Source organism: Steroidobacter agaridevorans, assembly GCF_009932555.1.
Taxonomy (GTDB): Bacteria; Pseudomonadota; Gammaproteobacteria; order Steroidobacterales; family Steroidobacteraceae; genus Steroidobacter; species Steroidobacter agaridevorans.
In genome coordinates this window covers 483,543-506,112 of record NZ_BLJO01000007.1, presented here as the reverse complement: position 1 = coordinate 506,112, position 22,570 = coordinate 483,543, and the positions used below count along the sequence as shown (strand labels likewise).

Below are 22,570 nucleotides of genomic sequence, written 5' to 3'. Positions count from 1 at the left end.
TCGAACGCAAAGCCCGCCAACAGTGAAGACGCTCGCGAGTTTCCCGAGACCCCCGCGGCAGCCGCCGCCGAGCCACCAACGCTCCTATCGAAAAGCCCGATTTCGCGGCAGCCGCCGCCGAGCCACCCAACGCTCTTATCCGGAAAGCCGATCTCGCGGCCGCCGCCGCCGAGCGGAAAAACGGAGCGCGCGCGAGCGCAGTCATCCCCATGTCGCTCCCCGTCAAGACATCATCCGCAGCTTCGGGCGCTAATGAACACTACTGTTGAATAACAACCCTCGGTGCGGTAGAAATGTTCGAATACTCTCGGGTTGCATTGGGAGAGCGCTCATGAGCGCGACACGCTCGCTTCCGCCGAAAACTTTGCTCGACATCTTCAAGGTCGCGCTGAAGATTCAGCTCATCGACGAGAAGGTTCGCGGCTTGCTGATGTCCGGCCGCATGGCCGCCGTTTTCTATTCCCCTCGCGGTCAGGAAATTCTCGCCGCCTGCATGGGCGTGAATCTGAAGCCTACCGACTATCTCGTGACCACCTATCGCGGGATGCATGACCAAGTCGCGAAGGGCATCCCGCTTCGTCAGCTCTTCGCCGAGTACTACGGCAAAGCCACCGGCACCTGCAAAGGCAAAGGCGGGCCGATGCATATCACCTATCCGACGGCCGGGATCATGGTCACGACCGGCGTCGTCGGTGCAGGCCTGCCGATCGCCAACGGTCTCGCCCTTGCGTCTCAGCTCAAAGGCGACGGTCGCGTGACCGTTGTAACTTTCGGCGACGGCGCGTCGAACATTGGCGCGTTCCACGAATCGCTCAACATGGCGTCGCTGTGGAAACTGCCTGTGATCTTCCTGTGCCAGAACAACGGCTACGGCGAATGCACCAAATACGACAAAGCCACCGCCGTCGCGAACATCGCTGACCGTGCCGCCAGCTACAACATGCGCGGCGTCACCGTTGACGGTAACGATGCTCAAGCCATGCACGAAGCCATGCGCGAAGCCGTCGAACGTGCTCGCAGTGGTGAAGGCCCGACGTTGCTGGAAGCGAAGACGTTCCGTTTCATGGGGCACTACTTCGGCGATCCTGGCGCCTACATTCCGAAGGAAGAATACGCCGCCGCGTTGGCTCGCGATCCGATGCCGATCTGGCGGGCCAATGTGCTGAAGTGCGGCGCTGCGACCGAAGCGGATCTCGAATCCCTGGCGAAGGAGATCAACGCCGAGATCGACGACGCGCTCCAGTTCGCGCTGGACAGCGCGCCCCCGGATGTCCGGGAAATCGATGTCGATATTTATGCAGCCGGAGCACACGCATGAGTGCGGTTATTGACGCGCCCAAGAACATTCAGTTCACCGACGCATACCGGATCGCGCTCGAGGAATCGATGGCGCTGGACGAGAGCGTCATCATCCTGGGCGAGGATGTGGGCGACGAGGAGGGCGGCGGCGTCTTCAAAGTCACGAAGGGCCTCTCGACGCGCTTCGGCAAGCATCGCGTGCGCACCACGCCGATCTCCGAAGAGGCGATCGTCGGCGCGGCCGTCGGCGCCGCGCTCGCAGGCATGCGCCCCGTCGCTGAAATCATGTTGATGAACTTCGTCACCGTCGCGATGGATCAGATCGTGAATCACGCGGCGAAGTTGCGTTTCATGACGGGCGGCCAGACCTCTGTGCCGATCACCATTCGTACGCGCACCGGCGCTGGCGGCGGAACCGGCGGTCAACACTCCGACATGCTCGAAGCCTGGTTTGCGCACGTCGCCGGCATCAAGGTCGTTGTGCCTTCCTCGCCGGCAGACGCGATCGGTCTGCTTGCCGGATGTATCTTCGACGACGACCCCTGCTTGTTCATCGAAGACGGCATGACTCGCACGCTGCAAGGCCCGGCGCCGCCGCCGAACCATCGGCTGCCGCTGGGCAAGGCCAACATCCTGCGCGAAGGCAAAGATGTTTCTCTCATCAGCTACGGCCGTCCGATCCAGGACGCGAAAGCCATAGCGGACAACCTCGCCAAAGAGGGAATCTCGGTCGAGATCGTCGACCTGCGCACCGTATCGCCGCTCGACACCGAAACCGTGCTGAAGTCGGTAGCCAAAACGCGTCGCGCTGTCATCGCGCATGAAGCGCCGCGCAGCTTTGGCGTGGGCGCCGAAGTGGCGGCACGGATTCAGGAGCATCTCTTTAGCGATCTGAAAGCGCCGGTGTTGCGTGTGGCCTCGCGAGACGTGCCCGTGCCGTTCACCAAAGTGCTCGAGCAGGAATTCCTTTACAAGCGCACGGCGATGGAAGCCGCCATTCGCCAGACGTTGGATGCGAGGTCGGCACGATGAGCGTGGAAGTCAGAATCCCGCAGATTGGTTTTTCGATGCAGGAGGGCACGCTGGTCGAATGGCTGGTGTCCGATGGCGGAGAAGTGGAGAACGGCGCGCCGCTGTACACGCTCGAGCTCGACAAGGCCGTGCAGGAAGTCACGTCGCCCGCGGCCGGCAAGCTCAAGGTGCATGCGCAGACCGGCCAGGCTTATCCGGTCGGTGCGCTGATCGCCGAAATCGTCTGAGCAAGGAGATCGTCGATGGCGCGCTATGTCTTCGCTGTCCAGAGTAATGCAGCGGACGGGCTCGAGCAGGAGTACAACGAGTGGTACTCGGGCCAGCACTTGAAGGATGTGCTCGCCTGTCCAGGCGTGGTCGGCGCGCGCCGCCTGACGCTGGCGGACAAGCAGATCCTGCCGACGCCTCACGTCTTCAAATATTTCTGCCTGTACGAAATCGAGCTCGACGACCTGCAGACCTTCATTGACGCGCTCATGTCCCGGGCCGGGACCGAGCGTATGCCGATCAATAAGGCAATGGGCAATTCCTTGCCCGTCTTCTGGCAGGTCATATAGTGAGCAATGCAGCGGGGGCCATGTTGCCATGGCCGGTCGACGATTTTTCCAAGTACGGTCCGGTCGAGGCGCGGCCGGTCGGCAAGATCCAGGGGTTCGTGGGACGGGCGATGCACCGCAATTGGGTGTCCATCCCGCACGTCACCCATCACGACGACGCCGATGTCACAGAGTTCGAGCGGCGTCGCAAAGCGTGGAACACCGCGCATCCGGACGACAAACGGACGCTGCTGCCGGTGCTGATCAAAGCCAGCGTCGCAGCGTTGCAGCGGCATCCGAACTTCAATTGCTCGCTGAGCGCGGACGGCACGACGGTGTTCGCGAAGAGCTACTTCAATATTGGCGTTGCGGTCGATGTGCCGAGCGGGCTGCTCGTGCCGGTGATCCGCAACTGCGACCAGAAAGAGGTGGGCGAGATCGCTCGTGAGGTTGCGCAAATCTCGGAGAAGGCCCGCACCAAAGGGTTGTCGGTCGCCGAGATGGCCGGCGGTTGTTTTACCTTGTCCTCGCTCGGGCACATCGGCGGCACGGGTTTCACGCCCGTCATCAACGCGCCGGAAGTGGCCATCCTGGGCATCTGCCGTACGCAGGATCGCTTCGTGCCCGACGCCGGCGGCAACCCTGTTCTGAAACAGCTGTTGCCGCTTTCGCTCAGTTACGACCATCGCGTGATCAATGGCGCCGACGCCGCGCGCTTCGTGCGCTTCATCGCCGATTGGTTGAGTACCTATCAGTTCACCTGACCCTTCATTGTTGGAAACGCATCATGTCCGCATCGCCTGGCTCCGCTTCGCCTGCTTCACGGATTACTCATTGGGTGGGAGGCAAAGCGGTGCCGGGCGCTCAGACGCGGGCCGGTGACGTATTCGACCCGAGCACGGGTGAAGTAACGGCGCGCGTTCCGTTTGCGTCGCTGGATGAGCTCGATGCGTGTGTGCGCACGGCGCGAGCGGCCTATCCTTCGTGGGCAGCGACGCCGCCGCTTCGGCGTGCTCGGGTGATGTTCCGTTTCCGCGATCTGCTGGAACGCGCCAGCGACGAGCTTGCCGAAGCAATCTCGCGCGAACATGGCAAAACGCTCAGCGATGCGCGAGGCGAAATCGTTCGTGGCATGGAAGTCGTCGAGTTCGCGTGCGGCATTCCCGATCTGCTCAAGGGCGAGCACAACGAAAGCGTCGGGACGGGCGTCGATGCGTTCAGCATCCGCCAGCCGCTCGGCGTCGTTGCCGGCATCACGCCGTTCAATTTCCCGGCCATGGTGCCGCTGTGGATGTTTCCTGTCGCACTGGCCTGTGGCAACACGTTCATTCTGAAGCCGTCCGAGCGTGATCCCTCGGCGTCGGTGCTGCTCGGCAGGCTGTTGCATGAGGCGGGTCTGCCGGCCGGCGTGTTCAATGTGATCCACGGCGATCGCGAGATCGTCGATGGGCTGCTCGGTCATCCTGGTGTCGCGGCCGTCAGCTTCGTGGGCTCGACGCCGGTCGCGCGTCACGTGCATCTGGAAGGCACGAAGCACGGCAAGCGGGTTCAGGCGCTCGGCGGTGCAAAGAATCACGCCGTGATCATGCCCGACGCAGATCTCGACGATGCGGTGAATGCCCTGATGGGGGCGGCTTACGGATCGGCGGGCGAGCGGTGCATGGCCATTTCGATTGCGGTCGCGGTCGGCGACGACACGGCCGATCGATTGATTGCCAAGCTCGAGCCGAAAGTGAAGACGTTACGCATCGGCGGCTATTCCGATCTGAATGCCGAGATGGGCCCGCTGATCACCGGCGAGCATCGCTCGAAGGTGTGCAGCTACATCGAGTCGGGCGTGGGCGAAGGTGCCAACCTCGTCGTCGATGGTCGCAGCTCCAGCAACTTGGGCAAAGGCTTCTTCCTCGGCGGCTCGCTGTTCGATGGCGTGAAGCCTCAGATGCGCATCTACCAGGAGGAGATCTTCGGCCCGGTGCTCGGCATCGTGCGCGTTCCCGATCTGGATGCGGCGATCGATCTGATCAACGCGCATACCTATGCGAACGGCACAGCGATCTTTACTCGCAGCGGCAGCGCCGCGCGGGCGTTTACGTCGGCGATCGAGGTTGGCATGGTGGGCGTGAATGTGCCGCTGCCAGTGCCCATGGCGTTCCACAGTTTCGGTGGCTGGCGCAGCTCGCTGTTCGGCGATCATCACATCTATGGCCGCGAAGGCGTGCGCTTCTACACTCGACTCAAGGCCGTCACGCAGCGCTGGCCGCGCGATGTGCAGAACGCGGCCGAGTTCTCGATGCCGACGATGAAATAGCGAACGGCTTCAGTTCGCCCAGCGCTCGGCGTCGGCCACTGCTTCGCGCATGGCACGAAAGCCGAGCGCCAGAAACACCGCGCCGAGCGGGCAACAGATCGCGATCAGCGTCGCCATGCCGAAGCCGATACCTCGGCCTTCGGCGCCGGTGAAGAACATTTCGGCGAACACCGCGATCAACATCGGACCCGCGGCGGCGCCTATCAGCCCCGCGGTGCCCGAGAAGAACGCGATGCCCGTGCCGCGAAGCTCGTTGGGTGTCACGAGATTCAGTGCGGTCGATGCGCAGGTCGGCAGCGAGGAGACCGCAGTCAGGAACAAACACAGGCAGGCCAGGAAGATCCAAGGATTCGTGCTCGTCATTGCGACGATGCCGGCAGGCGTCGCGACCAGCATGCAGCCCGCATACCACCGAAGCTGCGCGTCGCGAACACCGCGTCGGAACATGGCGTCGATGGCGCGGCCACCAATGACTTGACTGGCAATGCCGGCGGTGGTGAGTGTGACGCCGAGCGCGAGTCCAATCTGACTCGGACCCCAGGCGAACGTACGGCCCATGTGCGCCGGATACCAGGTGCCACAGCCCGCAACCACCGCCGACGCGAAGGCGAACGCGGTGTAATGGCACAGGAAGAAACGTTGCCTCTGGCCGATGAACTTCAACAGATCGCCGTACGCCTTGCTCCACGACAGGCGTTGACCCGCGCTGCGAAGGCCGCGACGCACCGGCTCCGGCAAGGTGAAGATCAGGAACCCGAGCAGCAGCCCCGGCAGGCCGACGATCAGGAACACAGCCTGCCAGGAACGCATCGTGCCGAGCGCGGGCACGACGATGGTTTCGGTATGGGCGACCAGATCGACGATCACGCCGCCGAAGAAATAGGCGCATCCCGACCCGAGCGTCGCGCCCAAACCATAGATCGCCATCGCGGTCGTCAGGCGTTCTCGCGGGAACAAGTCAGTGATCATTGACGTGGCGCATGGATTGAGCGCCGCCTCGCCGACACCCACGCCCACTCGAGCCACCAACATATGCCAGAAACGCTGTGCCAATCCGCACGCCGCAGTCGCGAGCGACCACACGGCAACCCCGGCAAAGATCACCCAGCGGCGGCTGAAACGATCGGCGAGCGTGCCGAGAATCAAGCCGAACAGACTGAACGTCAGCGCGAACGCCAGGCCATGCAACATGCCGAACTGCACGTCGCTGATGCCGAGGTCGCGTTTGATGGGGTCGACCAGCAGCGTGATGATGAAACGATCGAGGATGGAGACCAGGTAGAGCAGGGCGAGCACGAACACCGCGTACCAGCCGACACTGCGTGGCGGATAAGCCGTGGCTTCGCTGCGAACGGCCTGCATCGACTCGACGGCTTCCGACATCAGCATCCCCGATGTATGTCGTCAATCTTCCATGCGCCAGTGTCGCCCGCCGTCCCGACGATAGTCAACAATGCTGTTGACTATCGGCATGGCTACCGATAGCTTTGAACCATGCCAAAACTGACCGTGGTCACCCGCACCGGCGATGAGATCGAGATCGAGCAGACTCGACCCGGCGCGTCGGTGATGGAGCTGATGCGCGATCACGATGTGCCGGATCTGCTGGCACTGTGCGGCGGCAGCCGCTCCTGCGCGACTTGTCACGTGTGGGTCGATACAGCGTTCCTGAGCAAGCTGCCCGAGGCCGTCGAGGAGGAGAGCGAGCTGCTCGACAGCTCGATGCATCGCCAGCCGAATTCGCGCCTGTCGTGTCAGATCAAATGGAAGGACGAGCTCGACGGTCTGCGAGTGACGTTGGCGCCCGAGGACTGAGCCTCACTACTACACCTATTCCAGAGCGGTCCCGAATTCCCATGGCAGACAAGCGCCCGGCTAAGAAGCGCGATCCCGAGCGCACGCGTGAAGCGATCCTGGACGCAGCGCGCGAGGTGCTGGCTCTGGATGGCAAGGAAGGATTGAGCGTCGCTCGAGTGGCACAGCGCGCGAAGGTGAATCGCGGCACCGCCTATCAACATTTTCAGACGCGTGAGCAGCTGATCGAGGCGACCGCTGCGTGGGTCAGCGAGAAGCTGCACCGGGCCGTGTTCGGCGATCCGGAGATCGCGAGCAACGTCCCTGCCGAGAACATCAACATCGAATCGGTGAACAAGCACCTCGCCGAGTTTGCGATGGAGAATCCCGAGCTGGGCGGTGTCTGGCTGTTCGAAGTGTTGAGCTCGCGCCGGCCGGCGAACGATATGTTCTGGCGAACGTACGAATCGAAGTTCGAGCAGTTTGCCGCGACCAAGTTCGCTCAACCCGACATCGACGTCGAGGTGCTGTCGGTGCTGATTCTCGCCGGCTCTTTCATCTGGCCGGTCTGGGCGCGTGCGCATGCGCGGACGGCCAACGAACGGCAGGAAATGTCAGCGCGCTTTTCGCGGGAGATCCTGCGGCTGTGCCTGCATGGAACTCTGCGTCCCGAGCTGTATGCGGAACTCGACGCTCGCCTGACCAAGGAAGCCAAAGCGGTTTCCGAGTTGCGAGCGGTTGTGCCGAAGACGCGGCGCGCGTCTTCCAACTCCTGATTCAACGAGGCGTGAACCATGTCGCTTGCTGGAAAGAATGTGATCGTGACGGGCGCGGCGTCGGGCATCGGCCTGGCCACTGCACAGCGCTTTGCGCGTGAGGGCGCGAACGTCGGCATTTGGGATCTCAATGAGGAGGGTGCGCAGCGTGCTGCCGCCGAGTTGCAGGCGTCCGAAGTGAAGGCGCTGGCGAGCCGTGTCGATGTGTCTAGCCGCAAGAGCGTGGACGCCGCCGTCGAACACTTTCACGCGAAGATCGGCCAGGTGAATGTGCTGGTCAACAATGCCGGCATCACGTTGTTCCAGCCGTTCATGGAAACGAGCGAAGAGCAGTGGGACCGCGTCATGCTGATCAATCTCAAGAGCATGCTGGTCTGCACGCAGGCCGTGCTGCCCGACATGCTGGCGGCGAAGTGGGGCCGGATCATCAATGTTTCTTCGTCGAGCGCTCAGACCGGCTCGGCTCGCATGACGGCGTATGCGGCGTCGAAGGGCGGTGTCATCGGCTTTACAAAGGCGCTGGCGCAGGAGCTGGCTGCGACCGGAATCACCGTCAACAACGTGCCGCCGGGATTCGTGGATACGCCGATGCTTCGTAATGAAGGTGTCGTCGGTCTCGGCGTGAGTGTCGATGCCGTGGCGGCTCGCTCGCCGATGGGGCGTCCTGGCCGGCCCGAGAATATGGCGGCGGCGATTGCGTTCCTGGCGTCCGATGACGCCGACTACATCACGGGTCACACGCTCAACGTCAACGGCGGCCGTTACTCGAGCTGAGTCATGGCGCAGCCGTCGGTCGCGATCATCGGCGCGGGACAGGCCGGCCTTCAGGTTGCGGTGTCGCTGCGCGAGCAGCACTACGAAGGCCGTATAGCCCTGATTGGCGATGAGCCGCACGTTCCCTATGCGCGGCCGCCGCTGTCGAAAGCCTATTTGCTTGGGGAGGCGGGCGACCTTGCGCTCCGCCCGCAAACTTACTTTGCTCAGCATCGTATCGATCTGATTGCTGGCAAGCGCGCGGTGGCGATCGATCGCACGCGTCGCATGGTCGGGCTCGATGATGAGTCCGTGATCGAGTACGACCACCTGGTTCTTGCAACTGGCGCACGCAATCGATCGCTGCCGATTCCTGGCGTCGAGTTGGGCAACGTGTTTCTGCTCCGAACGCTCGATGAGGCGGCGCTCCTGCGCGAGCGCATGGCGGCGGCGAAGAACGTCGTCGTGATCGGCGCGGGATTCATCGGCCTGGAATTTGCGGCCACCGCCACGAAGCTTGGCGCGAACGTGACCGTCTTGGATGTGGCCGATCGACCGATGGCTCGCGCGCTGTCGAAGACGATGTCGGCCGTGTTCACGCGAGAGCACGAGAAGACAGGCGTACGGTTGATGTTCAACACGCAAGCGATGCGGTTGTTGGGCGAGCAGTGCGTGACCGCGGTGGAAACGGTGGATGGGAAAATCCTGCCTGCGGACCTCGTGCTCATCGGCATCGGCGTCATTCCCAACGTCGAGGTCGCGGCGACCTGTAATCTGACTGTCGAGAACGGCATCGTCGTCGACGAGTTCCTGCAGACGAGCGATCCGCACATCAGCTCGATTGGCGACGTTGCCGCTTTCTCGAACCGTCACCTCGGCGGCGGGCGCGTTCGTTTGGAGTCCGTGCAGAACGCTAGCGATCAGGCGCGCTGCGTGGCGGCCCGAATCATGGGGCAACCTGATGCTTACGATGCAGTTCCTTGGTTCTGGAGCACGCAGGGCAGCCTCAAGCTACAGATGGCCGGCCTTCCAAGCAGTGGTTGCGAGGAGGTCGTGCGCGGCGATCCGAATGCATCGAAGTGTTCGGTGTTTCTGTTTCGCGATGGAAAGTTGGCGTGCGTGGAAACGCACAACCGGCCGGCGGACCACATGCTCGCACGCAGGCTGCTTGCGGAGCGTGCGGCACTGACACCGGACCAGGCTGCGGATCCGACGTTCGATCTCAAATCGCTGTTGCCGCGCCCTGCGGCTAGAGTCGCGGCCGCCTGACCCAGGCTCCATCGCCGCCGCATGTCGCGCGGCGCAGTGCCACTGTCGCGCGATGCCATCGTGCGACTCCGCTTTCATGCGTACCATGAAAAAGACAATCCCCGGAGAACGTTCAGGCCATGACTGGAACTCTTGCAGGGCGGGTGGCGCTGGTGACGGGAGCGTCATCGGGCATTGGTGAAGGTGCGGCGTTGGCTCTCGCGGCGGCTGGTGCGACCGTCGCGGTGGCAGCTCGACGCGCCGATCGTCTCGACGCTCTCGTGAAGCGCATTCAGTCGGCGGGCGGCAAAGCGCTGCCGCTGCCCGGCGACGTAGTGGATGAGTCTGTCGCGAAAGGCATTGTCGAGCAGACCGTGCATTCTTTCGGCCGGCTCGACATCCTGGTCAACTCGGCCGGCATCATTCAGGCCGGCGGGGTCGAGAACGCCAACCTGGACGAATGGCGTCGCGTTCTCGAAGTGAACCTGCTGGCGACGCTCTACACCTGCACGGCCGCGATCGGTCCGATGCGTGAGCAGGGCGGCGGCGACATCATCAATATTTCCTCGACTGCGGGCCGGCGAGCGGCCGCGCCGTTCGGGCCATATTCAACCAGCAAGTTCGGCCTGACCGGCATGACCGAAGGCTTGCGTCAGGAAGTAGGCAAGTACGGCATCCGCGTGTGCATCATCGAGCCAGGTGCGACGACCACCGAGGTGGCGGACTCGATCAGCGACGCCAGCTATCGCAAGGCCATGCAGGCCCATGTTTCCAAGGAAGGCGCGATGAAGCCGGAAGACGTGGCGGACGCCATTGTGTTCGTGGCTTCGCTGCCGCCGCGGGCCAACGTATCGCAGCTATTGATCCGGCCGACCATCGACGTCGCGCCAATGTAAGCAAACGTTTCGGGGGATTTGCCGATGAAGCTTGCCAACAAAGTCGCGATCATCACCGGTGCGGCGGGCGGTATGGGCCAGGCTGCGGCGATTCTGTTCGCACAGGAAGGCGCCAAGGTTGCCGTGATCGATCTGAAGGAGAGCGCCGCTCAACCCACCGTCGATCAGATCCGCGCGAACGGAGGCAAGGCGATCGCCATCGGCGCCGATATCACGAGCAGCGAGGACGTGAAGCGCATCGTCGCACGAACTGTCGCGGAGCTCGGCGTGCCGAACATCCTGTACAACAACGCCGGCATCGACACGGAAGGCAAGAAGCCGCTGATTCACATCACCGAAGAAGAGTTCGATCGTACCGTGGCCGTCAATCTGAAAGGCCCGTGGCTGATGATGAAGTACGTGGTGCCTCACATGATCGAGGCGGGCGGCGGTTCCGTCATCAACACTGCATCGATCGCTGCATTCTTCGCGTGCAATACCGCCGGCTACTGTGGCGCGAAAGCGGGCGTCGTGTCGATGACGAAGGTCGCCGCGGTGGAGCTCGGCCGTTACAACATTCGCGTCAACGCGCTGTGCCCTGGCGCCACCAAAACGCCGATGGGCGACAAAGTGAAAGCGGAAATGGCTGCACGCAAGGCGAAGCTGCCGCATGTGGACAAGATGGGCGTGCTCGGCCGCATGGCGACACCGTTGGAAATGGCCAAGATGGCGCTGTTCCTGGCCAGCGACGATTCCTCGTTCGCCACCGGCGCAGCCTTCATCAACGATGGCGGCTGGACATCGATGAGCGGCTTGGAAACGCAAGCACCCGAGCTCATCTAGAGCGCGCACGTGAAGAGTCAGCAGCTCGCGTACAGCAACGGCAAGACCCATTTCGTCGGCTATCTCGCGTGGGACGACTCACGCGAAGGCAAGCGGCCCGGCGTCATCGTGTTTCCTGAAGCGTTCGGCTTGGGCGAACACGCGCGTGAGAAGGCGAATCGTCTCGCGCAGGCAGGATACATCGCACTCGCCGCCGACCTGCATGGCGGCGGCTTCGTGCACAAAGACCTTGCCTCGGTGCGTCCTGTCATCCAGGGTCTGTACGCGAACCGCGCTGAATGGCGTTCCATCGCAACGGCTGCGTACGATGCGCTGCTGGCGCAGCCTCTCGTCGATAGCAATCGAGTCGGTGCTATTGGCTTTTGCTTTGGCGGTACGACCTGCTTGGAGCTTGCACGCACGGGCGGCGCGAACGTTCGCGCCATCGCGACCTTTCATTCAGGACTGAATGTCGGTCTGCCGGAAGACGCCGGTCGCATGCAGTCGAAAGTGCTCGTCTGTCACGGCTCGGAAGATCCACTGGTCAGCCAGGAATCTATCGATGCGTTCATGGCGGAGATGCGCCGTGAAAAGATCGATTGGCAGTTCATCTACTTGGGTAATGCCGTGCACAGCTTCAGCGAGCCGGCCGCGGATGAGCGCGGCTCGCCGCAGTTCGCGTACAGCAAGACCGCCGAAGCGCGTGGGTGGGCGGCGATGACTCACCTGTTCAACGAAACGTTCGGCTGAAGACGTTGAAACGATCCACGGCGCGACTGAGCGCCACATAACCGGACAGCCGGCCCGGCAGCCACTGCTTCGCGCCGTCCATATCGAGCAGCCGCCGCGCCTGCGGGTCGGCGTGCGACATCGCCAGCAGCACTGCGACGAAGCGCTCGATCAACAGCTGGGGCGCGCCATCGAGCACGGTGATGTTGCACTTATCGAATGGCTCGGTCGTCGCGACGATGTGTATCGCGTCGGTCGGCAGGATTCCTTCGTGCTCGAACAGCGACCGATTGTCTTCAAGCAGGCAGCAGGCGTCCGCGTTTCCTCTCATCAGTGCTTTGGCGGCGTCACGCTCGTTTCCGATGTGAGCTCCGTGCTTGCCCATGGCGGCGTTGAAGTACATCACTTCAACGTCTCGGCCGGGCTCGAGTCCGGCCTGCGCGATCAGCTCGAGCGGAAGGAGGGTGGCCTGCGGCGAATCTTTCGCCGCCACCGCCACGCGCCTGCCTTTGAGGTCTGCGATGGTGGCGATATCTCTCTCGCGTCGGGCCACGATCACGCTGCGCAGGTCACGATCGGTATCGCGCATGGCAATCGCAGAAGCCTTGCGACCGCGCGCGACGGCCAAGCGTTCGGCTTCGATCCATGCGAGCGGCGAATTCAGCGCGACATGACAGTGCCCTTCGAAAAGACCGAGCACCTGCTGCCCGTAGCTGGAATAGAGCACGTACTCGAAGGGCAGGCCGCGCTGAATGAAATAACTCTGGAATGTTTCCCAGACGGTGACGACCTTCGGATCGGTGGCGACGGCGCCCAGAACCAGCGGCCGGGGGCGCGTTGCTGACATCCGTCACCTCCTCGAGCGAACCGGCGTCGATTCTTGGAGCCGGCCGCCGTCAGGGTCTCGACGGCCCGCGACAAAACCGCGTCGCCCGGCGTCGAGACCTGCCGTCGAGCCCCTCCTATTAATAAGTAGGCTGAGCCGTCTTTGTACGAATTAACGCTCAGTGGGCTAATATCGGCACGACGCGTTCGGAGACCCTTTGCGATGACCTTGACGACCAGAGACCTGACGCCGCGGATCGCGACCGAAATCCGGGCGGACAAGAAGACCCTGCTCAGCGGCGAGCACGCGGCGAAGATTCGTGAGTTGCTCGAGCTGCGCGGCGTGCTGGTCTTCCCGAAGGTCAACTTCAGCGACGAGGAGCAAGTCGCTTTCACCCAGACGCTCGGCACGTTCGCGCCGGAGATGCGAGGCGACAAGGTTTATAAAGTCACGCTCGACACCAAGGTCAACGACCAGGCGGACTATCTCAAGGGCTCGTTGTACTGGCACATCGACGGCACGATGAACGCCGTGCCCATTCTTGCGTCGTTGCTGTCGATGCGAGTATTGCCGTCGAACGGTGGCGGCGACACGGAGTTCTGCAATACCTACGCCGCCTACGACGATCTCTCGAATGCGGAAAAGCAGCAGATCGACAAGCTGCGTGTGATGCACTCCGCCTGGAATACTTTGTTTTATTACGACCCCGAGCCGCGCATCGATCTCCTTCGCAACATGATGCGGATCGGCGATCGCGAGCTGCCGCTGGTGTGGACGCATCGCTCCGGCCGGAAGTCGCTGGTCATCGGCGCGACGGCGCGACACGTCGTCGACATGGATTTCAAGAAGAGCGCCGAGCTGCTGGTGCAGCTGCGCGATTGGGCGACTCAGCCGCAGTTCGTTTACCGGCATACGTGGTCGGTCGGCGATCTCGTGATCTGGGATAACACCGGCACGATGCATCGAGCGACCCCGTACGATCCCGCCTCGGGGCGCTTGTTGCATCGGACCAAGCTGGAAGGCGAAGAAGCGTTCGCTTGAGATCTGGGGGATCGGTGGATACGCACACTAGCGCGGCAGCGGAATGGCGCCGATTCGGATTTCTGCCGCTCGCTGCTGCACTCGGTTACGCGACGTCAGTCCTGCATGTTTATTCGCTCGGCGCGTTCATCGGACCGCTGCAGCAGGAGTTTGGCTGGTCGCGCGCGCAGACGTCGGCGGGGCTGACGGTTTCTGCGCTGATCAGCGCCATTGGATGCATTCCTGTCGGCATGCTCGTCGATCGCATCGGGCCTCGTCGGGTCGGGCTGATCGGCGTCGTTGCGATGTGTGCGGCGCTGGCGTGTTTGAGCACGGCGACAGGTACGCCGGCGAACTGGTTGGCGCTGTGGGGTGTGCTCGCCGTCGGAACATTTTTCGTGCAAGCGACGGTGTGGACGAGCGCAGTCGCCAGCCGTTTCGAAGCATCGCGAGGCCTGGCGTTTGCGATCACGCTGTCGGGCGCGTCGTTGGCTGCGACCGTCTATCCGATTCTCGCGACGTGGCTGATCGGTAACTATGGTTGGCGCTCGGCGTATGTATCCATGGGCGGGCTTTGGGGGGTGCTGGTGTTTCCTGTCCTGTTCCTACTGTTTCGCGGCGCTCACGATCGTGGCCGTAAGGAACAGGCGGCCGCGCCTGCTGCGTTGACGGGCATCACCCTGTCGGAAGGGTTACGTTCGGCGGCGCTGTATAAGCTGCTGATGGCAGCCGCGTTGTTTTCATTCACGGTCATCGGTGTGGCCGTGCATTTCGTTCCGATCCTTACCGATAGCGGCGCAACGCCTCTGTCCGCTGCGGGCATCGCCTCGTTGGTGGGCATCTTCTCCATCGTGGGCCGGCTTGGGACGGGCTTCTTGCTCGACAAGTATCCGGGGCATCTGGTCGGCGCGGCCGCGTTCTTGATTCCCATCGCCGCCTGCGTGCTGTTGCTGACCGATGGCGCCAACCCGGTGAGTCAGGCCGTCGCCGCGGCGATCTTCGGGCTTACTCTTGGTTCGGAAGTGGACGTGATCGCTTATCTCGCGGCCAAGCACTTTGGGCTGAAGAACTTCGGCGCGCTGTACGGCGTGCTGCAGATGGCGCTAGCCGCCGGCACCGCGTTCGGTCCGCTCGCCGCCGGCGCCGTCTTCGATCGCTATCAGAGTTACTCGATGTTTCTGATGCTGACGGCAGTGCTGATGGCCGCGAGTGCGATTGCGCTGTTCACCCTCGGTCCCGCGCGCCAAACTGCGGCCGCCCTAAGCTCGCCAGCGCCAGACTACTCACCGCCATGAACGCCATCGTGAGCATCAGAAACTGCTCATAGCTGCCATATCTATCGAACGCCGCACCCGCGCCCAGCGGGCCAAACGCCACGCCCAACGCCAGCGCTCCGATCATCGCGCCGGAGAACACGCCGAAGTTCTTCAGCCCGAAGTGTCGCGAGACCAGATACGCGATGACGTCGACTTCCGCGCCGACTGTGAGGCCGAAGATCGCGGCGGCGATGCTCTGGTTGAAGGCATTGGAGCCATCGAGAAAGAGCAGGGCGCAGGCAACGATTGGCAGCACGAACACGGCTGCGCCGACCCAATGCGCTGGGAAGCGATCCAGCAGCAGGCCGGTGCCCAATCGGCCGAAGATGGAGAAGATGCCAACGAGCGATGCGATGCTAGCGGCGGCCAATGGATCAGTGCCTGCGTCCGTCAGGATCGGCACGAAGTGCACGATGATGCCGAGAGCCGTGAATGTGAACAGGCCGCTGGCCATGAGCAGCTTGTAGAAGGCCGGCGTTCGCAAGCCTTCCGTTACGGTCATGCCAGGGATTGTGCTGCTGTCGACCGGTGCTACTTGTTCTTTGCGCCCTTGATCGCGCGCGCCACGGAAGAAGATCAGCATGATCGGGAACACCACAGCGGCCCAGATGCCGCCCATCGCCAGGAACGCCGTTCGCCAGCCGTGATTGCCGATCAGCCATGTTCCCAGGATCGGGAACACGGTGGCGGCGATCGATGCGCCGGAGAGTGTGACTGCAAAGGCGAGTCCGCGCGCTGTTTCGAATCTGCTGGCAACCGCGCTCGTCCATACGGTGGCCTGAAGCCAGAGGTTTGCAAAGGCGATGACGGACCAGAGGACGAGCCAGTTCGTTGAGTTGCCGGTCGCTGTGCTGAGCAGGGCGAATGAGCCGGTCATCAGGACGACGCCGATCAAACCAACGACTCGCGGGCCGAGGCGATCGACGAGCAGGCCGATTGGTATGCTGAAGAGTGCTCCGGCTAGACCGGCGATGGTGATGCCGATGGAGAGTTGAGCGCGAGACCAGCCGAACTCCTGCGCAAGCGGGGCCATGAACGGGCCGATGCCGTAGGTGTGGAGCACGGCGGTTGAATAGCCGAGCGCGGCCGCGATGGGGAGGAACCAGAAGCTGCGCCATTCGGCGCGGGCGGATGTTGTCACTTTATTATTCCCGAGGGCCGCAACGGTACAGCGCTTCAACCCTTCAACAGCTGCTTGTTCACAAACGGATCGTTCCCAACAAACAGCGGCTTCCCTCCGAACAGAACGATGCGCCACTCCCCATCGCGCTCCTTGCGGAAGACCATCCGGCAGTCCGTCACCATCGCGGGATTGATCGCGCCCATCACCGGCGGATGTCCCTCACCGGCGTAGTTCACATTCGTGAAGTACACCGTCGCATTGCTCTTATCCGCCACATGCACTCGCATGTTCACGAACGTGTGCATCGACACTCGGATGCCATCCTTATGCGAAGCCGGAATGCGCTGCGCCCGATCGCTGTAGAACTTGCCGATCGCCGCGTGGCCCTTGTGCGTGTAGTCGCCGACCGAGAACTCGCCGTCCTCGGCGTAGAACTGGGTGATGTTCAGGCCGCCATTGGTGTCGATCTCATGGGCGAACTCCGACACCAGCTGTTGCAGTTCGATGGCGATGAGGGCCGTTTCGGCGTTGAACTTGGGCATGGAGCGTCCTTCCGTCGTAGTTGAAGAGTCATGACTTCGAGCGCGCCCCGATCCGTTGCGCCCAGTTCTTGGGCAGCACGATCTGCTTCGCGGTCGGAAAGCCAAGATAACCATTGTGAGCAAACGTATAAGCGTTGGTCCGCAGCGGATCGCCCGACACCAGCACCATGAAATCGTCCGGCTCGAGCACGATCGGCACCAACCGGTTCGGATCGTCCGACTCGGCGAACACCCTGGGCAACCGCCCGAGATTCACCTGATGTTCGAGCGACACGATCGGAAAGTCCGCCCACTGCTCAGTGAACGCTTCCACTCGCCAGGCCGGCATGCGCGCATGCTCGAATAGGTAGCGCTTAACGTCATCCTTCGACCAACCTGCTCGCGCAATCGTCTCCGCCAGAATCGGTGTGAGCACGAGCACGGGGCGCAACGTGCCGAACGTCAGGCCGCCGACCGTAAACACGATCTCCCAGCCGGTTTGTTTCGCGAGCCCATCGGCGATGTAGGGCATCATTTGTTCGGGCTTGCTGCCAGTCACCGAAGCCAGCACGCCGCCGCCCGTCATGCGAGTGACGGTGACTGTGTTGTCGCCGGCTTCGAAGCCCATGTCGGCGCTATTCGGCGGCCAGCCAATTTTTGCCAGCGCACCCTCGTTCTCAGCAAGCACGACGCGGAACGTATTGCCGAACGAGCCCTTGTCCGTCTTGTGCGGCAGGAAGCCCGCGAGGTTACGCAGCGCCAGGCGCCAGAACCGACCGACTGACGTGTTCGGCAGAAACCCGTCACGCAACACGCCTTGCTGATAGTTGAAGCCGAGCTGCCTGATGATCGGACCGTTGAGGACGATCAGCGTCTCTGCGCCCGGCGTGTTGCCACTGTGTTCGACCCCATAGATGGGGTCGGCCATCGCTTCAGCCAGCGCGACCAGAATCGGCATGTACTCCGGGCGACAGCCGGCCATGACGCCATTCACCGCGACCGCCCAGATCGTCACAGCCCGGCTCTCGGGGAGCACGATGCCGAGCGTTTCATCCCGATCGCGATCGGTGAAGCTCAGGAACTCCTCGATCTTCTCCAGCGTCGGCGGCACGATGGGAAGCCCGTCGCTCCACTCGCGCTCGTAGAAGTAAGCATTCACTTCCTCGAACGTGCCGCTGAACACGATGTCGCGCGCGCCCGGCTCCGGCGACAGCTCCTGCTCGTCGGGTTGCTTCAACAGATTGTCGATCACCTGCTGTGCCGTGACGCTGAACACGTTTGCTCGCAACTCCTCCACGCTCTGAGCGCCCGGATGGCCCGGAATCATCGCGACGGGCAGGTTCGGCATGCCAAGACCCACCGAGGTCGCGGCGGCCTGGCCGAGGAAGCCCTCGCAGACCAGCGACGATGTTGGAAAACCGGCTCGTTCACACGCTTCACTGGCCCGCAACACGGCGGGCGTGCAGCTGCCTCAGCAGGCCATCGATGAGATGGCTGCGTCGACTCCCAAGTCTTTGAAGCGTTGTGGCAACGAAGCGAGCAGTTCCTTCTCGTTGACGGCGTGCGTCGAGCCGAACTCCCGCCAGCTGACCCACTTCACGTCCGGATACTGCTCGCGCAGCTCTTCTTCCAGCGCGGTGAAGACTTCATCGCCGGCGAACAGAAAGTCCCAGAGCTGCGCGACAGTTTTGCCATTGAGCGTGTCGAGCCGTTTCGCGAGCGGGCGCATCCTCAATCTGCGCTCGCCGCACGGCCAGACGACCTCGTAGAGACCGTTGGATGTCTTTGCCATCGAATCTTCCTCAACACTTGAATCGGCAGGCGACCGCTTCCGCCGCTCGCACACCTTCAGCCATCGCTTCGACGATATTGCCGCCGTAGCCGGCGCGAACGGCGCCGACTGCGAGCACGCGAGCATCGGGCGTAGCGAGGTCGGGGTTGGTCGCGATGTGACCAGTCGTCGCAAGCAGCGACGACGGAACGAACTGTGTGTTCGGTGTTCCGCCAATGAACGGAAACAGCCCGGCACATTCGATGTCCGAGACGGCGCCGCTATTCACATGGCGAATTCGAACGCCCGTGACGCCAGCGTCGCCGAGAATCTCAGTGATTTCGCTATCCCAGACGAAGCGGACGTTCTCCCGGGCGGCGATGCGATCGACGTAGTCACGTTTCGCTTTGAGCGGGCTGCGGCAGATCATGATCACATTGCGCACCGTCTTCGCGAGCACCAGGGCTTCCTGGACCGCGCTATCGCCACCGCCAGTAACGACGACATCCTGTCCCCGAAAGAACCCGCCATCGCAGGTCGCACATCGCGACACGCCGCGTCCGACGAACTCATCTTCTCCGGGAACACCGAGCTTCCGCAGCGACGCGCCAGAGGCAACGACGATCGCGTCCGGATGATGCGTTCTGCTTTGCTCGTCGGTGAGAGTCAGGCGCGCGCCCAGCTCGAGCTTCGCAATACCGGACTCGACGATTTGAACGGCCGCCTTGCGGGCGTCCTGGAGCAGATGAATGGCGAGGTCCTGACCGGAGAACTTCCCTGGCACGGACAGACCGTCGACTTCGTTTACCGTGGCGACCAGTCCCCCGAACATCGGGCTGCTTTCAAACAGTGTCACCAGCCGGCCGAGGCGCGCGGCATGGCGCGCGGCAGAGAGTCCTGCCAGACCTCCACCGATGACAGCGACCTCGCACATATTCTTGAGCGGCCTCATCCAGCGTGAACACTAATGCACTGGCGCTGCACGACGCTTGACCCGAAGCGACTCGATCCTGGCAGCGCGCGCCAACACATTCGACCCATGAAACAGCTCGCCGCAAAGTGAACAGGTGTGTTGACTAACGAGATGTTCTAATCAACACTCGCGTTGACTTGCGACCTGGTCGATTCATTGTGGATGGCGCTGCATGACCTGTCAGCCGACGCGGACTCCCGCCGAGATCGATATCCCTTCGTTGCGCGAAAAGTATCGGGTGGAGCGCGAGAAGCGGCTGCGTCCGGACGGTCAGCGGCAATATTTCCGCCCGTCGGGCGAGGTGGTTGCAAGCTACGCAGCCGATCCGCATCAGCCCATCGAGGCACGTGAGCCGATCTCCGAAGAGATCGACGTCATCGTTCTCGGCGCCGGCTGGGGCGGCATCATGGCCGCCTATCATCTAACGCAGGCAGGCGTTACCAACTTTCGTAACGTCGACACTGCCGGTGACTTCGGCGGCGTGTGGTACTGGAATCGCTATCCCGGCATCCAGTGCGACAACGAATCTTATTGTTATCTGCCGCTGCTCGAAGAAATGGGCTTCATGCCGTCGAAGAAGTTTGCCGATGGCTGGGAGATCTACGAGTACGCGCGCTCCATTGCCGCGAAGTTCGGCTTCGCCGATCGCGCGCTCTTCCATACGCGCATCAACTCGCTCCGTTGGGACGAGAAGCTGAATCGCTGGCGCGTTGGCACCAATCGCGGCGACGACATTCGCGCACGATTCGTGATCAATGCCTGCGGCGTGCTCAACATGCCGAAGCTGCCGAGCATTCCTGGCATCGACAAGTTCAAAGGCAAGACCTTTCACACGGCACGCTGGGACTACGCATACACCGGCGGCAGCTACCAAAACCCGGTACTCGACAAGCTCGCCGATAAGCGCGTGGCCATCGTGGGCACCGGTGCAACGGCGATTCAGGCGGTGCCGCACTTGGGCAAGTACGCCGAGCATCTCTTTGTCGTGCAGCGTACGCCGTCGAGCGTGGACGAGCGGCCGAATCCGCCGACCAATGCGGAGTGGGTGAAGTCGCTGGAGAAGGGCTGGCAGAAACAGCGCCAGGCAAACTTTCATCGCAGCGCCATGGAGTTCCTGCGGCCGGACGAGACCGATCTGGTTTGTGATATCTGGACCGAGATCACTCGCAATCTGCACGCCGAACTGGCCGCCGAGGGTTGGCCGCAGCTCACGCCGCTGGAGTTCATGGCGCGGCGTGAGGTGGTGGACTACCGCGTGATGGAGCGTCTGCGCCATCGCATCGACGACCTCGTGCGCGACAAACAAACCGCCGAGGCGTTGAAGCCCTATTACCGGTTCCTGTGCAAACGGCCGCTATCGAGCGACGACTTCTATCCGACGTTCAACCGCCCGAACGTGAGCCTGATCGACGTCTCGCAGAGCAAGGGCCTCGAGCGTATCACCGAGCAAGGATTCGTGGTCGCCGGCAAGGAGCACGCCGTCGATTGCATCATCTTCGCCAGCGGCTTCGAAGTGACCAGCGATCTGAAGCGACGCTGGGGCGTCGATATCGTTCAGGGGCGCGGCGGAAAATCGATCTACGACCATTGGCCCGAGGGCTATGAAACGCTCCACGGCACGATGACGCACGAATTCCCGAATCAGTTCTACATCGGATACATCCAGGGCGGCCTGAACGCATCGGTGACCGAGCAGTTCGGCCAGCAGGGGTATCACATCGCTTACATCATCAGTCAGGCGCTTGAGCGCAAAGTGACTGCGGTCGAGCCGAGCAAGCAGGCGCAGGACGAGTACGTGCGCCACTTCCGCGAGATCGAGATCGATCTATCCGAGTTCCAGCGCACCTGCCCGCCGGGCTACTTCAACAACGAAGGCGAAGAGAAACCGAAGTGGGCGCTGTTCCGTGGCTACGGTTACGGCTGGGACGCGTTCCAGAAGCTGCTCAAGGAATGGCGCGACAAGGGGGACATGGAGGGACTCGTCCTGACGCGTTAGCGCGGGGCCGGCTTGATCTGTTGGAGGGGGATTTTGCGTGGATACTTTAGCTAACGTCAGTGTCGATGAGCTGGCCGAGCCACTCACTTATCCGGTCGAAGCGTTTGTCTCCAAGGAGTATGCGCAAGCCGAGGGCGATCGACTGTGGTCCAAGGTGTGGCAGCACGCCGGCCGGGTCGAGGAAATTCCCAAAGTTGGCGACTTCCTGACTTACGACGTCGGCGCGGACTCGATCGTCATCGTCCGCTCGTCGCCCGACACCATCAAAGCCTTCCACAATGTGTGTTCCCATCGCGGCCGTCGGCTCGTCGATATTCCTGCCGGCGCTCAATGCGCACACGGTAACAAGACCGGTTTCGTATGCGGCTTCCATGCGTGGCGCTACAACCTGGACGGCAAGTGCACGTTCAAGCTCGACGAGTCCGATTGGAAGGGCGCGCTGACGGAACAGCGCACGAGCTTGAATGAGGTCAAGGTCGACACCTGGGGCGGCTGGATCTTCATCAACATGGATCCGAACTGCGTGTCGCTGCGCGAGTATCTGGAGCCGGCGGCGTCGATTCTCGATCCCTTCGAGCTCGGCAGGATGCGTTACAAGTGGCGGCAGTGGGTAATCTTCGATGCCAACTGGAAGACGGCGATCGAAGCGTTCATGGAGCCGTATCACGTCGCCGGCACGCACACGCAGATGCTCGAGCACGGTCAGTACTACGCATACAGTGCAGCGTACGGTCTGCATGGGGTCAGTGGCTTCGATGAGCGCGACCCGACGATGAAGATGAAGCAGAGCACGACGGTCACTCGCGCTGGCAAGGGAAAAGATCCGCGTGCTTCGACCTATGCGTTACAGAA

23 protein-coding genes are annotated in these 22,570 nt (G+C 62.5%); 17 read left to right on the top strand and 6 right to left on the bottom strand.

Going from position 1 to position 22,570, the window contains the following annotated elements:
* Nucleotides 1–331 precede the first annotated feature (331 nt).
* Genes GYH35_RS25760 through GYH35_RS25735 form a run of 6 tightly spaced genes read left to right on the top strand, consistent with a single transcriptional unit; the run spans nt 332 to nt 5,175 of the window.
* Nucleotides 332–1,318, top strand: a complete 987-nt coding sequence (locus tag GYH35_RS25760; protein ID WP_161811583.1) for a thiamine pyrophosphate-dependent dehydrogenase E1 component subunit alpha — start codon at nt 332–334, stop codon at nt 1,316–1,318.
* The gene (locus GYH35_RS25755; protein ID WP_161811584.1) at nt 1,315–2,331 is read left to right on the top strand and encodes an alpha-ketoacid dehydrogenase subunit beta; all 1,017 of its coding nucleotides are present in this window, start codon (nt 1,315–1,317) and stop codon (nt 2,329–2,331) included. The genes GYH35_RS25760 and GYH35_RS25755 overlap by 4 nt, the downstream gene beginning before the upstream one ends.
* Nucleotides 2,328–2,558 (top strand): biotin/lipoyl-containing protein, encoded by a 231-nt coding sequence (locus GYH35_RS25750; protein WP_161811585.1) that lies wholly within the window; start codon nt 2,328–2,330, stop codon nt 2,556–2,558. Before GYH35_RS25755 ends, GYH35_RS25750 begins: the two co-directional genes overlap by 4 nt.
* 15 nt (nt 2,559–2,573) lie before the next feature.
* The gene (locus GYH35_RS25745; protein ID WP_161829885.1) at nt 2,574–2,888 is read left to right on the top strand and encodes a hypothetical protein; all 315 of its coding nucleotides are present in this window, start codon (nt 2,574–2,576) and stop codon (nt 2,886–2,888) included.
* Between the two features lie 20 nt (nt 2,889–2,908).
* On the top strand, nt 2,909–3,631 hold the full coding sequence (locus tag GYH35_RS25740; RefSeq protein ID WP_161811587.1) for a 2-oxo acid dehydrogenase subunit E2: 723 nt from the start codon (nt 2,909–2,911) through the stop codon (nt 3,629–3,631).
* A 23-nt stretch (nt 3,632–3,654) separates the two neighbouring features.
* Nucleotides 3,655–5,175, top strand: a complete 1,521-nt coding sequence (locus GYH35_RS25735; RefSeq protein WP_161829884.1) for a CoA-acylating methylmalonate-semialdehyde dehydrogenase — start codon at nt 3,655–3,657, stop codon at nt 5,173–5,175.
* 9 nt (nt 5,176–5,184) lie between these two features.
* On the opposite strand, the gene GYH35_RS25730 is transcribed toward GYH35_RS25735, so the two are convergent.
* Nucleotides 5,185–6,558, bottom strand: a complete 1,374-nt coding sequence (locus tag GYH35_RS25730) for an MFS transporter (RefSeq protein ID WP_161829883.1) — start codon at nt 6,556–6,558, stop codon at nt 5,185–5,187.
* A gap of 111 nt (nt 6,559–6,669) precedes the next feature.
* Between GYH35_RS25730 and GYH35_RS25725 the strand changes: the two genes are divergently transcribed.
* From GYH35_RS25725 to GYH35_RS25695, 7 genes are all read left to right on the top strand, one after another.
* A complete protein-coding gene (locus GYH35_RS25725) occupies nt 6,670–6,990 on the top strand; it encodes a 2Fe-2S iron-sulfur cluster-binding protein (RefSeq protein ID WP_161811590.1) in 321 nt (106 codons plus the stop codon).
* Between the two features lie 41 nt (nt 6,991–7,031).
* Entirely contained in the window at nt 7,032–7,745 is a 714-nt protein-coding gene (locus GYH35_RS25720; RefSeq protein ID WP_161811591.1) for a TetR/AcrR family transcriptional regulator, read from the top strand.
* Nucleotides 7,746–7,763: 18 nt separating this feature from the next.
* On the top strand, nt 7,764–8,519 hold the full coding sequence (locus GYH35_RS25715; RefSeq protein WP_161811592.1) for an SDR family NAD(P)-dependent oxidoreductase: 756 nt from the start codon (nt 7,764–7,766) through the stop codon (nt 8,517–8,519).
* 3 nt (nt 8,520–8,522) lie between these two features.
* Nucleotides 8,523–9,767: an NAD(P)/FAD-dependent oxidoreductase gene (locus GYH35_RS25710; RefSeq protein ID WP_161811593.1), complete on the top strand. Its 1,245-nt coding sequence runs from the start codon at nt 8,523–8,525 to the stop codon at nt 9,765–9,767.
* A gap of 119 nt (nt 9,768–9,886) precedes the next feature.
* On the top strand, nt 9,887–10,642 hold the full coding sequence (locus GYH35_RS25705) for an SDR family oxidoreductase (protein ID WP_161811594.1): 756 nt from the start codon (nt 9,887–9,889) through the stop codon (nt 10,640–10,642).
* Between the two features lie 24 nt (nt 10,643–10,666).
* The gene (locus tag GYH35_RS25700) at nt 10,667–11,464 is read left to right on the top strand and encodes an SDR family NAD(P)-dependent oxidoreductase (protein WP_202624682.1); all 798 of its coding nucleotides are present in this window, start codon (nt 10,667–10,669) and stop codon (nt 11,462–11,464) included.
* Nucleotides 11,465–11,473: 9 nt separating this feature from the next.
* The gene (locus GYH35_RS25695; protein ID WP_161811596.1) at nt 11,474–12,193 is read left to right on the top strand and encodes a dienelactone hydrolase family protein; all 720 of its coding nucleotides are present in this window, start codon (nt 11,474–11,476) and stop codon (nt 12,191–12,193) included.
* Here the strand turns inward: GYH35_RS25695 and GYH35_RS25690 are convergent.
* Nucleotides 12,174–13,019, bottom strand: coding sequence for a phosphate/phosphite/phosphonate ABC transporter substrate-binding protein (locus tag GYH35_RS25690; RefSeq protein ID WP_161811597.1), 846 nt, complete (start codon nt 13,017–13,019; stop codon nt 12,174–12,176). The genes GYH35_RS25695 and GYH35_RS25690 overlap by 20 nt on opposite strands.
* Before the next feature lie 201 nt (nt 13,020–13,220).
* Here GYH35_RS25690 and GYH35_RS25685 point away from each other — a divergent pair, with 201 nt between their 5' ends.
* Both GYH35_RS25685 and GYH35_RS25680 read left to right on the top strand, forming a co-directional pair.
* On the top strand, nt 13,221–14,039 hold the full coding sequence (locus tag GYH35_RS25685) for a TauD/TfdA dioxygenase family protein (protein WP_161811598.1): 819 nt from the start codon (nt 13,221–13,223) through the stop codon (nt 14,037–14,039).
* Between the two features lie 14 nt (nt 14,040–14,053).
* The gene (locus GYH35_RS25680; RefSeq protein WP_161811599.1) at nt 14,054–15,313 is read left to right on the top strand and encodes an MFS transporter; all 1,260 of its coding nucleotides are present in this window, start codon (nt 14,054–14,056) and stop codon (nt 15,311–15,313) included.
* Here GYH35_RS25680 and GYH35_RS25675 read toward each other — a convergent pair.
* The 4 genes from GYH35_RS25675 to GYH35_RS25655 are packed head-to-tail and all read right to left on the bottom strand — an operon-like array spanning nt 15,243 to nt 19,683.
* The gene (locus GYH35_RS25675; protein ID WP_161811600.1) at nt 15,243–16,475 is read right to left on the bottom strand and encodes an MFS transporter; all 1,233 of its coding nucleotides are present in this window, start codon (nt 16,473–16,475) and stop codon (nt 15,243–15,245) included. The two genes, GYH35_RS25680 and GYH35_RS25675, sit on opposite strands and share 71 nt — an antisense overlap.
* A gap of 35 nt (nt 16,476–16,510) precedes the next feature.
* Nucleotides 16,511–16,999 (bottom strand): nuclear transport factor 2 family protein, encoded by a 489-nt coding sequence (locus GYH35_RS25670; protein ID WP_161811601.1) that lies wholly within the window; start codon nt 16,997–16,999, stop codon nt 16,511–16,513.
* 28 nt (nt 17,000–17,027) lie between these two features.
* Nucleotides 17,028–18,770 carry a UGSC family (seleno)protein gene (locus GYH35_RS25665; protein ID WP_456115296.1) on the bottom strand — a complete coding sequence of 581 codons (1,743 nt, stop codon included), beginning with the start codon at nt 18,768–18,770 and terminating at the stop codon, nt 17,028–17,030.
* A 10-nt stretch (nt 18,771–18,780) separates the two neighbouring features.
* Nucleotides 18,781–19,683, bottom strand: a complete 903-nt coding sequence (locus tag GYH35_RS25655; protein ID WP_161829881.1) for an NAD(P)/FAD-dependent oxidoreductase — start codon at nt 19,681–19,683, stop codon at nt 18,781–18,783.
* Nucleotides 19,684–19,894: 211 nt separating this feature from the next.
* Here GYH35_RS25655 and GYH35_RS25650 point away from each other — a divergent pair, with 211 nt between their 5' ends.
* Nucleotides 19,895–21,718 (top strand): flavin-containing monooxygenase, encoded by a 1,824-nt coding sequence (locus tag GYH35_RS25650; protein WP_161829880.1) that lies wholly within the window; start codon nt 19,895–19,897, stop codon nt 21,716–21,718.
* Between the two features lie 37 nt (nt 21,719–21,755).
* Nucleotides 21,756–22,570, top strand: an 815-nt coding sequence (locus GYH35_RS34670) for an aromatic ring-hydroxylating oxygenase subunit alpha (RefSeq protein WP_202624680.1), incomplete at its 3' end; no start/stop codon positions are given.